This is a genomic window from Paenibacillus pasadenensis (assembly GCF_002864175.1).
Taxonomy (GTDB): domain Bacteria; phylum Bacillota; class Bacilli; order Paenibacillales; family Paenibacillaceae; genus Paenibacillus_O; species Paenibacillus_O pasadenensis.
Map to the genome: position 1 here is coordinate 750,941 of NZ_NFEZ01000004.1, position 14,751 is coordinate 765,691.

Below are 14,751 nucleotides of genomic sequence, written 5' to 3' on the forward strand. Positions count from 1 at the left end.
AGAACATGGACAATCGGAAGACGGCAAGCAAGGCGATGAGGAAAGCGGCAGGGATGGCGGCGCTGGCGGCGGCCATGGCGTTGTCCGCATGCGGGTCGAACGGCGGCAATGAAGGCGGAAGCGCGAACGGGGCGGCTCCGTCGCCGTCCGGCTCGGCGACGGCTGCGCCGGAGGCGTCCGCGCCGCCGGCCGAGCTCGCCAAGGTGACGCAGGTGACGAACTGGTTCGCCCAGCCGGAGCATGGCGGGCAGTACGCGGCGCTCGCCAAGGACTTTTACAAGGAAGCGGGCCTCGACATGACGATCCAGTCCGGCGGCCCGGGCATCTCCTCGACGCAGATCGTCGCCTCCGGCAAGGCGGAGTTCGGCATGGGGCAGGCGGACGAGATTCTGCTGGCGCGCCAGAACGGAATCCCGCTCGTCGCGATCGCCGCCACGTTCCAGAAAAACCCGCAGGGCATCATGTACCACAAAGGCAAGTACAAGGACGTGTCCGAGCTGAACGGCCATAAGGTCTATGTGGGCAGCGGCGTGGCGTTCTGGGAATACCTGAAGCGGGCCTACAAGCTCGACGGCGTCGAGGAGATGAAGTATACCGGCTCGCTCGCGAACTTCGTCGACGATCCGGATTCGGCCACCCAGATGTACGTCACCTCCGAGCCCTATACGATGGAGCAGCAAGGCGTCGCGGTCGACTCTTTCCTCAATTACGACCTCGGCTACAAGCAGTACGGCAACGTCCTCTACACGACGGAGGACTACCTCAAGAAGCATCCGGACCGGGTCAAGGCGTACGTCGAGGCATCCGTGAAGGGCTGGAACTATTACCGCGACAACGCTGAGGAGATCAACCTCGTCATGCAGAAGAGCAATCCGGATCTGAAGCTCGAAGCGATGGCCTTCGGCACGAAGGCGCTGGAGCCGCTCGTCTACGGCGGCGACGCCGAGACGAACGGAGTCGGCTACATGAGCAAGGACATCTGGGAGGGACTGCAGCGGCAGCTCGTCGAGATCGGCCTGCTGACGGAAGCCGAGCCGATCGACGGCGTGTTCACGAACGAGTTCCTGCCGAGCCCATGACGATGGAGGCGGTTCGATGACCATACCCTATGACCTGCTCCTGACGAATGCCCGCCTGCCCGGCGGCGGCGCCGTCGATATCGGCATTGTCGAAGGCCGCATCGCGGCGGTCGGAGTGCTTGCCGCAGAGCCGGCAGCGGCCGGGCAGCCGCTGCCGGAGGGGAGCGCGCTTCGGCTGGCGCCGGCGAAGCGGCGCTTCGACGCCGGCGGACTGCTGCTGCTGCCGCCGTTCGCAGAAGCTCATGTCCATCTGGATACCGCGCTCACCGCCGGCATGCCGGCCTGGAACGAGAGCGGCACGCTGGCGGAGGGGATCGGCATCTGGAGCGCGCGCCGAGCCGCCCTCACCCGCGAGGATGTGCTGGAGCGGGCCGAGCGGACGCTGGAGCTGTACCTCGGCTACGGCGTGCTGGAGCTGCGGACGATGGTCGACATCGGAGATCCGCAGCTGACCGCCCTGCGGGCCGTGCTCGAGCTCAAGGAGCGGTGGCAGGAGCGGATCCGCCTGCAGGTAATCGCCTTTCCCCAGGACGGAATCGAGTCGTGTCCGTCCAACCTGGAGCGGATGCGGGAGGCGCTCCGCCTCGGAGCCGACGGCGTATCGGCGGTGCCGCATCTGGAGCGCACGCGCGAGGAGGGCGTCGCCTCGCTGCGCGCGGCGTTCGCGCTGGCCGAGCGGAGCGGCGCGCAGGTGCATCTGTTCTGCGACGAGACGGACGACGGGCAGTCCCGCTTCCTCGAGGTCGCGGCCTCGCTCGCCTTGGCGACCGGCCTGGGCGGGAGCGGGCGGGTCGCGGCGGCGCATGCCAACGCGGCGGCCTATTACAACGAGCCGTATTTTCAAAAGCTGCTGCCGCTCGTCCGGCAGTCGGGGCTGTCGATCGTCGCCTGTCCGCTCATCAACAGCGTGACCCAGGGGCGCAGCGACGGCTATCCGAAAGGAAGGGGACTCACCCGCATCAAGGAATTCCATGAGGCGGGGGTGAACGTCGCGCTCGCCCACGACGACATCCGCAGCCCGTTCTACCCGCTCGGCACGGGCAATCCGCTCGACGCGGCCCATATGGCGGCGCATCTGGCCCATATGAGCGGCCGCTCGGAGCTGCGCGCGCTGATCGGCATGATCGCCTCGGGCGCGCGGGCGGCCATGGGGCTCGGCAAGCCCGCGGACGGAGCGGACGGCGTGCGCGTCGGCGATCCGGCGTCGTTCCTGCTCTTCGACGCGCTGGACGAGAGCGAGCTGATCCGGCTGCGCCCGGCGCCGCGGCATGTGTTCCGCGAAGGCAGGCTCGTCGCCGAGACGGTCCCGGCGGTCACGAGGCTGCTGCCCGGCGGCCGGGCAGCCGGGCCTCCTGCGGCCGCCGACGGCGGCCAGGGAGCGGCGAAGGAACGGCCGATCCTCTCCGGGACGGAGAGGTAGGCGGGCGAAGAGCAAGCCCATGCGGCAGGCCGCATGGGCTTTTTGCTGCTTATTTCCTATGGATCGCGGCGGGCATCGGCATGGCGATGCGCAAAAGGCGCGGCTGAGCGGGCTTGGACCTGAGATCGATGCTATAATGCGGTTAACCCTTCATGAGGATGATCCTACATCAGGCTTATCCTCAATGCGGTTAATCCAATCGTTCGAAGGAGAATGAACATGTCGGAATCAAACGTATTCATCCGCTATCCAGAGGAATCCGATGCCGCGCAGCTGGCCGATCTGTATCGCCGGAACCGCGCCTTTTTCGAGCAGTTCTCGCCCGCGCCGGGCGATGAATTCTATACGGAGGAGCATCAGCTCGAGTCGATCCGCGCCTCCAAAGCCCAGCACGAGAACGACACGCGCTATTCGTTCGTCATCTGTCTGCGGGCGGACGAGTCGGTCATCGGCAGCATCGGCTTGTCGTTCGTGGCGCGCGGCCTGCTCCAGAGCTGCATGGTCGGCTTCAACCTCGACCAGGCGCATAACGGCAAGGGCTACATGACGGAGGCGCTGAAGCAGGTCGTCCGCTACGCGTTCGAGGAGCTGCGCTTCCACCGCGTCACCGGCGAGGCCTCGCCGCGCAATCCGGGCTCCATCCGCACGATGGAGAAGGCCGGCTTCCACAAGGAAGGCATCGCCCGCCAGAACGTCAAGATCAACGGCGTCTGGGAGGATCATCAGGTGATGGCGATCCTCAATCCCGCCGATCGCTGACGGGACCCCCCTCGGCCGTTCCGAGGCGTTTGCTTATGCCCGCAAGAACGATCAAGGCAAGCCGCGGTCCGTTTCTCCGGAGACGGATCGCGGCTTTTTGCCGTCCGCCCGACCGGATGGCGCGATTTTGCACACTCGGCATGCGGAAAGGAAGGATCTCCTTCTACATGAGGCGAGCCGATTGAGGTATAATTACTGCCAAACTCCGGGCCAAGAGGTGAACCCATGTATCGACTGCTGATTGTGGATGACGAGAAGGAGATTCGGGAAGGGCTGGCAGGCTGGGACTGGGAGCGGCTGGGCATCGAGCCGGCCGGCGTCTGCGCGCATGGGCTGGAGGCGCTGCAGGCGATCGCCGAGCAGCCGGTCGATATCGTGCTGACCGATATCCGCATGCCGTTCATGGACGGATTGGCTTTGATGCAAGCGCTGTCATATCAATATCCTTTTATAAAGGTCATCATTTTATCGGGCTACAACGATTTTGACTATGCCCAGGAGGCTATTCGCAACGGGGCTTCGGATTATTTGCTCAAGCCGGTCGTTTTCGACGACATGAGGCGCGCTTTCGCTCGCCTCGTCGGACGCCTGGACGAGCAGAAGCAGCATGAATGGCGCGTGGAAGTGTTGAAGCGCAAGGCGGGACAGCTGTCCAAGGTGCTGCGGAAAAGCTTTTTGCAGCGGCTGTTCGAAGGGAGAGTCGACCGCGACCTGCTGGAGCAGGACGGGGCGGAGGGCGAGGTTCTGCTGGATGGAGACGACTTCTCCGCCGCGCTGCTTCGAATGGATCGTTTCGCGCGTCCGGACGCGTCCGTCTCCGACAAAGATCGCAAGCTCCTTTCGTTCGCGCTGGACAATATTCTCGACGATATCTGGGATTCGCAGGGCTGCGGGTACCACTGGCTGGAGCCGTCTACGGGGAATGTCGCTCTTCTTGCAAAAGGAGACCGGGAGCAGGAGCTGATGGGGCTGCCGGAGCAGCTGCAGCGATATATGGGCCTGTTCCGATCCACCTTTTCGCTGGCGCATGGTCCCCGCACGTCCGACCCGCTGCGGCTGGATGAATCGATCGCGGAGGCGAGGCGCGCGCTTGAGACCTTTGCGTCGCCCGGAGCCTACATCGGCAATTCCGGGAAATGGCTGCCGAGCCGAGAGGCCTCGGATTCGGGCAGCGATGCTCCTTCGACGGAATCGGAAGGAGACAGCAGCCTGCTGCTGGAAGCAAAGCGCTATATCATGGAGCATTACAACCGCAGCTTGACGCTCAAGGAAGTCGCCGATCACGTCTATGTCTCCGTCGGCCATCTCTCGTCCTTGTTCAAGCAGCGGAACGAAACGTTCCTGAAATATTTGACCTCGATCCGCATGGACAAGGCCAAGCAGCTGATGATGGACAACAGCTATAAGATCTACGAGATCGTCGAGCTTGTCGGCTATAACGATCCGGCTTATTTTTCCGAGCTGTTCAAGCGGAATACCGGAAAGACGCCGAGCGAATATCGCAGCCGGCTGCAGCATAACGGCTGACCGGTGGGAGGGGCAAGGGGGATGAGAGACGGGAAGTCCGGCTTGACGCTTGGACGAATCGTGTTGTTGACGCTGCTGATGGCGCTTGCGACGCAGGTCGTGCTGATGTGCATCGGCTACAGATATGCCGGCTCCGTCAGCCGGGCGATGAGCGAGCAGACCGAATCCTTGCAGGCGGAGCAGTTTCAACGGAATACCTTGAACGAGCTGAGCGACATGAACAGCCTGATGCTGCTGCTCCAGACGTCCGATTACAGCAATTTGTTCCGCAACTTGATGAAGCTGAGGCCCGAGGAATATGTCGCCCGGGAAAAGGAGCTTCTGAATGAAAAGCTGGACTCGCTGCGGATCTCTCCCGAGCTGTTCCAGTCGATTTATTTCATCGGCTCCAACCAGAATCAGCTGAGCTACCGAAAAACCGTCGGGGGCGAGTTCAAGGAGATGCCCGATCTGAATATCGACGCCTTGAGCTACGCCAAAATCTATGATTTTTTCATCAGCAACTACAATCAGATCAGCCGGTATGGAAAAGGCGAGTACTTGAGCAAATACCGGGAGACGAGCGGATTGCTCAGCGAGGAGAACCGCGCCTCGATCGAAGCGATGATCGACGATCTGGACGACCAGCCCGTCATGGTCCGGGGAAACAAGAATATTCTCGTGCTATTCGTCTTGAACAAAGACCTGTTCCGCCGGGTCATGCCGGATGGCATCGGCGACGCCCGATTTTCGGTCGTCAACGCCAAGGACCAGCTGCTCTGGTCCACTTCGGATGAAGCCTCCTTCCGCAGCGCGGTCGTCCAGGCGCAGGGAACGGACAAGGAGGGGGCCGATGGAAACCGGCATACCGTCCTTCCGCTGCCTACGTTTGATCTGCGGATCGTATACACCTCGGAAAAAACCGACGACTTCCTCAAGCAGTCCGATCTGCTGCGCCGGCTCGTCCTGGTATCCGGCCTGACGCTAGCGGCCGTGTCCATCTTCACCTATGCCTACCTCAAGCAAATCTTCCGTCCTTTCCGAACCGTATCGAGCCGATTGAAAAACAAGCTGGTCAACGCGAACAATGAAATGGTGCTGCTTCCGATTCCGGAGGCGATCGTCCGAAACCGCTTCCGCCGCATTTCCATGCGGACCCAGTTCATGATCATGTTCAGCGCAGCGCTCATGCTGCCCGCCGTCGTGAACGGACTCCTGTTCTCGCGAACGATCAACAGCGAGGTCAGCTCCTGGATCTCGCAGTCGGCGGACAAGCTCGGCAAGTGGTCGGTCACCAGCATCGGCAATCAAATTCGCTATGCCAAAAATGTGACGAACCAGATCGGGAGCAGCCGCCAGTTTCAAAATTACTTGATCGACAACCAGGTCAATCGGGCCGTCTCGGAGGATCAGGTCGACCTCAAGCTGTTTCCCGGCTTGAACGACATCTCTTATTTTGTTTTGCTGGACGATTCCGGGAAGAGCATGTACTCCTCGATTTTTTCCAACAACATCGATAATTTCAAAACGGATTTTCGCCTGCTGGAAAACCGCGACGATGCGTACTGGCTGACCCAATATCGCGATGTGTTCAATCATCTGTCCGTCGCCGTCGTCAAACGGCTGGACATTCAATTCCAGAACCGAGCCGCCTATCTGCTCGTGGTGCCGAAAGATACGCTGTTCCGTCTCGTCGAGACGGATCAGATTCGAGTCGCCTTCGTCATCACGGATTCGAACGGCGAGAGGGTCAATGCGTACCGCACGATGACGGAAGCGTCCAAAAGCGGCCTGACCTATCGCTATTCAGACCGGCTTGCCGGAACGAGCTGGAAGATCGAACTGGAATTCATGTTCAACGATGCGCTGGTCAAAAGCCAGGCGTTTCAGCAGCAATATGCGCTCAGCATCATGCTCGTGTTTGTGATCGCGGCCGGAGCGGCGATCGCGATGGCCTATGTGCTTACCCGCCCGATCCAGAGGCTGCGCGAGACGATGCATGCAGCCGAGGGAGACGGTATTCCCCGTCAGCTGGACCAGGAGCAGCGGGGAGAGCTTGCCGGCATCGTGACGAGCTACAACCGGATGATCGCCCAGCTGGAGCTGACCACGGCCCAGAACAGGCGCATCACCGAAGAGAACGCGCAGAACAAGATCCGCCAGAACGAGCTGATGTCGCTCAAGACGCAGGCCGAGCTGCACATGCTTCAGGCCCAGATCAATCCGCATTTCCTCTACAACACGCTGGAAATGATCAATATGCAGAGCATGAGGAACGGCAACCGCGAGGTCAGCTCGACCGTGAATGCGCTCGCGGATCTGCTTCGCTACAGCATCGCGAAGGGAGCCGATACGGCGCCTCTGGACCGCGAGCTGAACCACGCGGCCAATTATTTGAAAATCCAGCAGGCCCGTTTCGGCAGCTTTGACTACAGCTTTGAAATCGAAGCAGAGGCTCGGCCGTATCCGGTGCTCCGTTTTATTCTCCAGCCGATTCTGGAAAACTCGATCAAGCATGGATTCGAAGGGTGGGAGGAAGGCGGCCGGATCGTCATCCGCGCCGAACGGCTCGAAGCGGGTCTGGAGCTGACCGTGTCCGACAACGGCATCGGCATGAGCGAAAAAGATCGGGCTCGACTGGAGACGGAATGGGCATCCGGACTGTCGGAATGGTCTCTGGAAGATCGGGGGATCGGACTGAAAAACGTCTACCTGCGATTGAAGCTGTATTACAAAGAGGGGATGTCGATGGCGATCGAAAGCGGGCCGATGCAGGGAACGACCGTCCGAATCCGTCTGCCCTGGACCGAAGGCGAGGAAGCTTAATTCTACCATAGAAATCGGAAGGATCCCCCCTACAGCCTGCTGGCGCGAAGATCTATGATGAAAGGGCAAGCCATCGTAAACCTACTCTAGCTTTAGGGGGATTAGACATGAGGAAACGTCTGGCCGCAACCATGGCGGCAATGATGGTCGTCGTCGCGGCATGCGGCAACAACGGCGGCAATGCGCCTGCGGACAACGCGGCAAGCGGCAATGACGGCGCCAAGCCGACCGAGAGCAGCAAGCCGGCCGAAACCGTGACGATCCGCACGACATTCGGGACGGGCGAGATCTCTCCCGAACAGATCGCCGAATTCGAAGCGGCTCATCCCAACATCAAGATCGAGCTGGAAGACGTAGACAAAACGAAGCTCGCCGCGCAGCTGGCGACAAACAGCGCTCCGGACGTGCTCCGGATCGGCGGCGTCTTCGATCTGCCCTCGTACGTCATTCGTGGCATTGCGCTCGATCTGACGGATCGCATCGAGAAGAGCACGGTGATCAAGCGGGATCAGCTGCTGCCGGTGGCGAACGTATTCCGCTTTGACGGCAAAAAAATCGGAGAAGGCCCGATTTACGGCCTGCCGAAGGACTGGTCCAACGACTTCGCCATTTTCTACAACAAAAAGGCGTTCGACGCGGCGGGCGTGCCGGTTCCGGATGCTTCCCAGCCGCTGACCTGGCCGGAGGTGCTGGACCTTGCCAAAAAGCTGACGATCAAGGAAGGCGACAAAATCGTTCAGTACGGCCTGTCCGCCAACGAGTGGGGCAAGACGGAGCCGAACTACAACCTGCTGATGCAATATTTGGCCAGCGCAGGCGTCACCGTCAACGCAAGCGACTACAGCTCGATCGACTTCAACCTGCCGGAGGTCAAGGAATTCATCTCGATGTGGACGGATGCTGTCAAAGCGAATATCGGTCCGAACTCGGTCAACAACGACCAGACGAGCGGCGGCGACCTGTTCCTGGCCAACAAGTCCGCCATGATGATCAACGGCTACTGGTATGGCGGCGTCATCCGCGGCAACGAAGAGGCGATCAAGCATATTGACGACTTCGGCATGCTGCCGACTCCGATCGCGCCGGGAGGCAAGCGCGTGGCGCCTCCGGGCGGAGCGACGGGCGCGATCATCAACAAAAACTCGCCGCATCCCGACGAAGCGTTCGCCTTTTTCGAATGGTTCCTCGGCGGCAAGCCGGCGGAAGACCGCTCGAAGCAAGGCTGGGGCGTGCCGGCATTCAGCAACCTGCTTACGGAGCTGCCGCAGGCGACCGAGTTCGACAAGCGTCTGAAAACCGTACTGGACGATGAATCCAACTATTCGAATGAATTCCTGCCGGTCAATCCTTATTTGTCGGACGGAGGATGGGGCATCTTTGAGAAATACACGCAGCCGCTGTTCTTCGGCAAGTCATCCGTCGATGCAGCCGTTGCAGGCATGACCAAGGACGCCAACGTCGTCGTCCAGGAAGCGAAAAACGCCATTAAATAGCGGGCAGCATGAATCATGGCGAGGTCAGGGACGACAGGCTCAGCTTGGGCCAGCGTCCTTGATCTTGACCCTTCAGAGGTGAGAGGAATGAAGCAGAAGACCAGAACCACGATCGCGTTCTACTCGATGATCTCGCCTTGGCTGATCATCTTTTTAGGGCTTGGATTATTTCCTCTTTTGTACGGATTCTACCTCAGCTTCACCAATTACTACGGATTCAACATGAATGACCTGTCCTTTGTCGGCCTCCGCAATTATCAGCTGGTGTTCACGGATACCGATGCCATGTACGCATTAGGACGGACGCTGGTGTTCACGTTGTTCAGCGTGCCGATCGGGCTTGTCGTCGCGTTCATGCTCGCCGTCATGCTCAATGGCAGCATCAAGGGGCTGGGCATCTTCCGCACGATCTTTTACTTGCCTTCGCTCGTGCCGATCTTCTCCGCCATCGTCATGTGGAAGCTGATGTTCTCGGGCAACGGAGGCATCCTGAATACGGTCATCGGCTGGTTCGGCATGCCGGAGATCAACTGGCTCGGCTATGATTACGCCACCGTCTCGCTTGTCATTATGATGGCCTGGGGAGCCGGCGGAGGCATCCTCATCTATTTGGCAGGCCTCAAGGGCATTCCGCGGGATCTGTACGAAGCGTCGCAGATCGACGGCGCCTCCGGCTTGCAGCGCTTTCGCAAAATTACGCTTCCTCTGATGACGCCCGTCATCTTCTTCAATTTCATTACCGGCATCATCGGCTCCCTGCAGGTCTACCTGCAGCCGATCATGCTCAACGGCACCGAGATGCTGTCGCGGCCGATCCAGCCGAACTATCTGTATGCGGTGCATGCCTTCCAGCAAATATTCGCCACGCAGCGATTCGCCTACGGCATGGCGCTGCTGTGGGTGCTGTTCGTCGTCATCATGATTCTGTCCATCGTCGTGTTCACCACGAGCAAATACTGGGTCTACTATGAAACCGATCAGGGGCGATAGCGCATGACAGGAACGATAGGGTTGAATAAAACGAGCCGAGCTCTTCGATACATGCTGCTCCTTCTCTTCTCCGCCGTGTTCATGTTTCCGATGTATTTGGCGGTCGTCAACGCCCTCAACGATTGGTACGCCATGCCGACGATCGCTCCGGCGAGCTTCAAGCTGCAAAATTTTGTTGATGCCACGACGCTGATCGATTTTTGGAACTACGCCAAAAACTCGGTCATTCTCAGCGTCATATCGGTCGTGCTGTCGACGCTGTCGAGCGGGCTCGTCGGATACGCCTTCGCCCGCATCGCGGCGCCGGGGCGCAACGTCATGTTCATGTTCGTCCTGTCCACGATGATGCTGCCGGCCATCGTGACGCAGATTCCCTCGTACATCCTCATCTTCAAGATCGGGCTGATCGATACGCTATGGCCGTTCATCCTGTGGGCGATCGGCGGCAACGCGTTTTTCATCTTCCTGTACCGGCAGTTCTTCTCGGCGATCCCGGTCGAGATGGAGGAGGCGGCCCGCATCGACGGCTGCTCCATCTTCCGCACGTATTGGAACATCTTCCTGCCGATGTCGCTGCCGGTCGTCGCGACCGTGACGATCATGAACTTCCACGGCTCCTGGAACGACGTCATGGGGCCGTTCATGTACTTGCGGCCGGACAACTATACGCTGGCGACCGCGCTCAGCACGATCGGCTATACGGCGAGCGGCTCCAAGCAGATCATCCAGCAGGTATCCGTCGCGGCCGGACTGCTGCTGATGCTGCCGGTCGTCATCACCTTTTTCATGGGGCAGCGCTATATCGTAGAGGGCATCGTCACGACCGGCGTCAAGGGCTGACCGTACGGCCGATCCGATCATGGAAACGAGGAATGCATCATGAACCATTCACGAGCCGAGCTTGTCCGTCCTCATATCGGAGGCGTCGGCCATCTGCTCACCAGCACGTCGCCAGTGTCATCGCTGCCGCACGGCATGATGAAGCTGGCTCCGATCACGACTCCGGGCATGCCGGACCGCTATCTAGCCGATCATATCTATGGCTTCCCGGTCGGCCACGGCTGGCTCATGCCGGCCTGCGCGGCGGAAGCCGGGCAGGCGGCGGAGCTGCGCTCGCTGTACGACCATGAGCTGGAGACGGCGCGTCCGCATCGCTACGAGGCGCTGCTGGAGGACGAGGGCATCGCCGTCCAGCTGGCGGTGACCGCGCAGGCGGCGATCTATCGCTTCGTCTATCCGCCCGGCAGCAGCCGCGTCCTGTCGCTCGGCGCCCCGGACGGCATCGCGGCCGAGGCTGCGGCGACGGAGGAGGCGGCGGTCGGCGGCAAGCTCGGCGGGGCGCCGCTGTTCGCCGCGCTGCGCTTCTCCGAGCGCCCGCTGTCCGTCGAGCCGTGGTCGGGCGCCGGCAAGCGGGGCTTGCTGCTTCGCTTCGGACCGGCCGCCGACGGGGTGCTCGAGGTTCGGGTCGGGCTCTCGCAAATCGATGCGGAGCAGGCGCGCCGCAACCGCGAGCGCGAGGTCGCGGCGCTGACGCTCGAGCAGGCCGCCGCCGCCGCCGAGGCGGCATGGAACGACGCGCTCGGGCGCATCTCCGTCCGCGGCGGCACGGCGGCTCAGCAATCGGCGTACTATACCGCCTTGTACCGCTCGCTCCTGAACATGAGCGACGTGACGGAGGAGGGCCGCTACTACAGCGGCTGCGACGATGCCGTGCACGAGCTGCCCGACGATGCCTTTTATATCCGCGACCAGATGTGGGACGCCTATCGCTGCCACCATCCGCTGCAGCTGCTGCTCGACCCGCAGCGCAAGGAAGCGATGATCCGCTCCTACCTGCGCATGTATCAGCAGTGCGGCTGGCTGCCGCAGTTCCCGTATCCGCAGGGCGATCTGCCGATCATGACCGGCAACCATGCGGCGGCGATGATCTGGGACGCTTACGCCAAGGGGCTGCGCGGCTTCGATGCGGAGCTCGCCTACGAGGCGATGCGCAAAAACGCCATGGAAGTGACGATGCTGCCGTGGGTTCACGGGCCGCTGACCGAGCTTGACCGGGTCTACCTGGAGCAGGGATTTTTCCCGGCGCTGCGTCCCGGCGAGGCCGAGACGGTGCCCGAGGTAGACGGCTTCGAGCGGAGGCAGGCGGTCGCCGTGACGCTGGAGCATGCCTACGACGACTGGTGCGTGGCGCAGATGGCGCAGGCGCTCGGCAAGGAGGAGGACTATCGGCATTTCCTGGAGCGGGGCCAGAACTACCGTCGTCTGTATCGTCCCGACATCGGCTTCATGGCGCCGCGCGCGGCCGACGGCAGCTGGATCGAGCCGTTCGATCCGAAGTTCGGGGGCGGCCTCGGCGGACGGGATTATTTCTCCGAGTGCAACGCCTGGATCTACTCGTTCCATGTCCAGCACGACATCGAGGGGCTGATCGGCCTCATGGGCGGACCGGAAGCGTTCGAGCAAAGGCTGGACCAGCTGTTCCAGGAGCCTTACGACGGCGCCAAATATCGCTTCCTGGGCCTGTTTCCGGACAGCACCGGCCTCATCGGCCAATACTGCCAGGGCAACGAGCCGGCGTTCCATATCCCGTATCTGTACAATTACACCCGCTCGCCGTGGAAGACGCAGCGCAGGCTGCGGCAGATCATGGACCTCTGGTACCACGATCATCCGCTCGGGCTGTGCGGCGACGAGGACAACGGAGCGCTGTCGTCCTGGTATGCGTTCAGCGCGATCGGCCTGTACCCGATCTGTCCGGGCAAGCCCTTCTACGAGATCGGCAGTCCGCTGTTCGAGGAGATCGACATCGCCCTGCCCGGCGGCGGGACGTTCCGCATCGCCGCGCGCGGCGCCTCGGCCCGGCGCAAGTACATCCAGTCGGCGATGCTGAACGGCGAGCCGCTGCATGTGCCGCGCATCGCGCATGACGCGCTCGCGGCGGGAGGGGAGCTCGTGCTGGAGATGGGCGAGCGCCCGAACCGCGCCTGGGGGCTCGGAGCGCCGCCATCCTGAGCGGCCTGAGCTGGCGTCTTGCGTCTCACGCCTTACGTCGCCGGCGGCCATTCCTGCTGCATGAACGCGATCCATTCCCGCGCGGCATAGCTCAAGTACTTGTCCTTTTTCCAGATCATGTTGAGGCTCCACAGCATCGTCGGCCGGACGACCGGGATGACGAGGAAGCGCTCCGGATCGAGCGAGCGGCGCATGCCGCCGGGCAGCAGCGTGATGCCGAACCGCGCTCCGACGAGCTGCACCATGAAGTCCCACTGCGAGCTCTCGAACACGATGTCCGGCTCGAACCCGGCCTGCCTGCAGCCGTCGAGGATGAGATGATGAAGCGTGAACTCGTCGCGGAACAGCAGGAACGGCTCCCGCGCCAGCTCGCCGAGCTCGACGCTCTCGCGGCCCGCCGCCCAGTGGTCGCGCGGCGCGATGAGATGCAGCGGCTCGTCCAGGCACGGCAGCAGATGGAACTTCTCCTGCTGGGCCATCGGCAGGATGACGAGCCCGACGTCGAGATCGCCGCTGTCGACCTCCTCCTCGATCCGCTTGCCTCCGCGCTCGACGAGCTGCAGCCGGATCTGCGGATAGCGGCTGTGGAACCGCTCGATCAGCGAGGGAAATACATGCACGCCGATCATCGGCGGAATGCCGAGCCGCAGCGTGCCCTTGCGCGCCTGCGCGAGATCGTCGAGCTCGGCCGCCATCGCCTCGATCGAGCGCAGGATTCCCTGCGACGAGCGCAGGATCGTCTCGCCCGCATCGGTCAGCGCGATCTGCTTGGACGAGCGGTCGAACAGCGTCGCGCCCAGCTCCTCCTCGAGCAGGCGGACCATCTTGGACAGCGTCGGCTGCGTCACATGCAGCTCGCGGGCCGCCTTTGTAAAGCTGCCGTGCCGGGCGACGGCGGCGAAGTAGGTCAATTGCCGGATATCCAATGAAATCGTTCCGCCTTTCGTTCGTGACGCTCGGATTTACTATAGACATATGGAATGAAATCCATTCCTTATATGTATTTTATCTATAGTTTAATCGCGTGTACAATTAAGGGCACTTCCGGTCCAGGCCGGAACCGATCCGAACGAAAGAAGGGTTATGGCTATGATTCCCCACCACCAAGCGATGCCGGCCAAGCCGGCCAGCGATTCCTATACGATCAAAGCGTCGATCGTGCTGCCGCCCGACACGAACCATCACGGAACGATTTTCGGCGGCAAGCTGATGGCCTACATCGACGACGTCGCCACGATCGCCGCGACGCGCCATGCGCGCCGTCCGGTCGTCACCGCCTCGACCGACTCGGTCGATTTCCTGCACCCGGTCAAAAAAGGCGACGCGGTATGCCTGTCCGCCTTCGTGACCTGGGCGCACAAGACGTCGATGGAGATTTTCGTCCGCGTCGTCACGGAGGATCTGCTGTCCGGCGAGCGCAAAGTATGCGCGACGTCGTTCCTGACGTTCGTCGCGCTCGGCGAGGACGGCCGTCCGGCCGAGGTTGCGCCGGTCATCCCGGAGACGCTGGAGGAGCAGCGGCTGCATGAGACGGCCGCGGAGCGCAAGCAAGCGCGCCAGGTGCGGCGCAAGGAAAGCAAGCTGTTCGCCGAGGTGCTCGGCCCGGACTTCAGCCTGCGCAAGGCGAAGCAGACGCTGGACGAGAAGCGCGCGAGCCGTCCTCAGC

General features: G+C 61.8%; 10 protein-coding genes and 1 pseudogene. 10 read left to right on the forward strand and 1 reads right to left on the reverse strand.

The window, feature by feature from the left end:
- The first annotated feature begins 5 nt into the window (after nt 1–5).
- The 9 genes from B8V81_RS12995 to B8V81_RS13035 all read left to right on the forward strand — a co-directional run bounded on the left by B8V81_RS12995 (nt 6) and on the right by B8V81_RS13035 (nt 13,085).
- Complete coding sequence (locus tag B8V81_RS12995; RefSeq protein ID WP_028600048.1) at nt 6–1,079, forward strand: ABC transporter substrate-binding protein; 1,074 nt, start codon at nt 6–8, stop codon at nt 1,077–1,079.
- A 16-nt stretch (nt 1,080–1,095) separates the two neighbouring features.
- Nucleotides 1,096–2,499, forward strand: a complete 1,404-nt coding sequence (locus B8V81_RS13000) for an amidohydrolase family protein (protein ID WP_101808496.1) — start codon at nt 1,096–1,098, stop codon at nt 2,497–2,499.
- A 219-nt stretch (nt 2,500–2,718) separates the two neighbouring features.
- Nucleotides 2,719–3,258 (forward strand): GNAT family N-acetyltransferase, encoded by a 540-nt coding sequence (locus B8V81_RS13005; protein WP_101808497.1) that lies wholly within the window; start codon nt 2,719–2,721, stop codon nt 3,256–3,258.
- A gap of 225 nt (nt 3,259–3,483) precedes the next feature.
- Entirely contained in the window at nt 3,484–4,785 is a 1,302-nt protein-coding gene (locus B8V81_RS13010) for a response regulator transcription factor (protein ID WP_101808498.1), read from the forward strand.
- A 21-nt stretch (nt 4,786–4,806) separates the two neighbouring features.
- Nucleotides 4,807–7,590, forward strand: a complete 2,784-nt coding sequence (locus tag B8V81_RS13015) for a sensor histidine kinase (RefSeq protein WP_101808499.1) — start codon at nt 4,807–4,809, stop codon at nt 7,588–7,590.
- A gap of 107 nt (nt 7,591–7,697) precedes the next feature.
- Entirely contained in the window at nt 7,698–9,083 is a 1,386-nt protein-coding gene (locus tag B8V81_RS13020) for an ABC transporter substrate-binding protein (RefSeq protein ID WP_101808500.1), read from the forward strand.
- 87 nt (nt 9,084–9,170) lie between these two features.
- The gene (locus tag B8V81_RS13025; protein WP_180968441.1) at nt 9,171–10,073 is read left to right on the forward strand and encodes a carbohydrate ABC transporter permease; all 903 of its coding nucleotides are present in this window, start codon (nt 9,171–9,173) and stop codon (nt 10,071–10,073) included.
- 3 nt (nt 10,074–10,076) lie between these two features.
- On the forward strand, nt 10,077–10,913 hold the full coding sequence (locus tag B8V81_RS13030; protein ID WP_101808502.1) for a carbohydrate ABC transporter permease: 837 nt from the start codon (nt 10,077–10,079) through the stop codon (nt 10,911–10,913).
- Between the two features lie 39 nt (nt 10,914–10,952).
- Nucleotides 10,953–13,085 carry a GH92 family glycosyl hydrolase gene (locus tag B8V81_RS13035; RefSeq protein ID WP_101808503.1) on the forward strand — a complete coding sequence of 711 codons (2,133 nt, stop codon included), beginning with the start codon at nt 10,953–10,955 and terminating at the stop codon, nt 13,083–13,085.
- 32 nt (nt 13,086–13,117) lie between these two features.
- Here B8V81_RS13035 and B8V81_RS13040 read toward each other — a convergent pair whose 3' ends face one another.
- Nucleotides 13,118–14,011 (reverse strand): LysR family transcriptional regulator, encoded by an 894-nt coding sequence (locus B8V81_RS13040; RefSeq protein WP_101808504.1) that lies wholly within the window; start codon nt 14,009–14,011, stop codon nt 13,118–13,120.
- 184 nt (nt 14,012–14,195) lie between these two features.
- On the opposite strand from B8V81_RS13040, the pseudogene B8V81_RS13045 reads away from it, so the two are divergent.
- Nucleotides 14,196–14,708: pseudogene (locus B8V81_RS13045) on the forward strand (acyl-CoA thioesterase); the annotation flags it as partial.
- Between the last annotated feature and the right edge of the window lie 43 nt (nt 14,709–14,751).

Bases quoted from the DNA above. Each gene is read 5' to 3' on its own strand.
- B8V81_RS13000 (WP_101808496.1), top strand. From the start codon at position 1,096: ATGACCATACCCTATGACCTGCTCCTGACGAATGCCCGCCTGCCCGGC.
- B8V81_RS13035 (WP_101808503.1), top strand. From the start codon at position 10,953: ATGAACCATTCACGAGCCGAGCTTGTCCGTCCTCATATCGGAGGCGTC.
- B8V81_RS13020 (WP_101808500.1), top strand. From the start codon at position 7,698: ATGAGGAAACGTCTGGCCGCAACCATGGCGGCAATGATGGTCGTCGTC.
- B8V81_RS12995 (WP_028600048.1), top strand. From the start codon at position 6: ATGGACAATCGGAAGACGGCAAGCAAGGCGATGAGGAAAGCGGCAGGG.
- B8V81_RS13005 (WP_101808497.1), top strand. From the start codon at position 2,719: ATGTCGGAATCAAACGTATTCATCCGCTATCCAGAGGAATCCGATGCC.
- B8V81_RS13010 (WP_101808498.1), top strand. From the start codon at position 3,484: ATGTATCGACTGCTGATTGTGGATGACGAGAAGGAGATTCGGGAAGGG.
- B8V81_RS13015 (WP_101808499.1), top strand. From the start codon at position 4,807: ATGAGAGACGGGAAGTCCGGCTTGACGCTTGGACGAATCGTGTTGTTG.
- B8V81_RS13025 (WP_180968441.1), top strand. From the start codon at position 9,171: ATGAAGCAGAAGACCAGAACCACGATCGCGTTCTACTCGATGATCTCG.
- B8V81_RS13030 (WP_101808502.1), top strand. From the start codon at position 10,077: ATGACAGGAACGATAGGGTTGAATAAAACGAGCCGAGCTCTTCGATAC.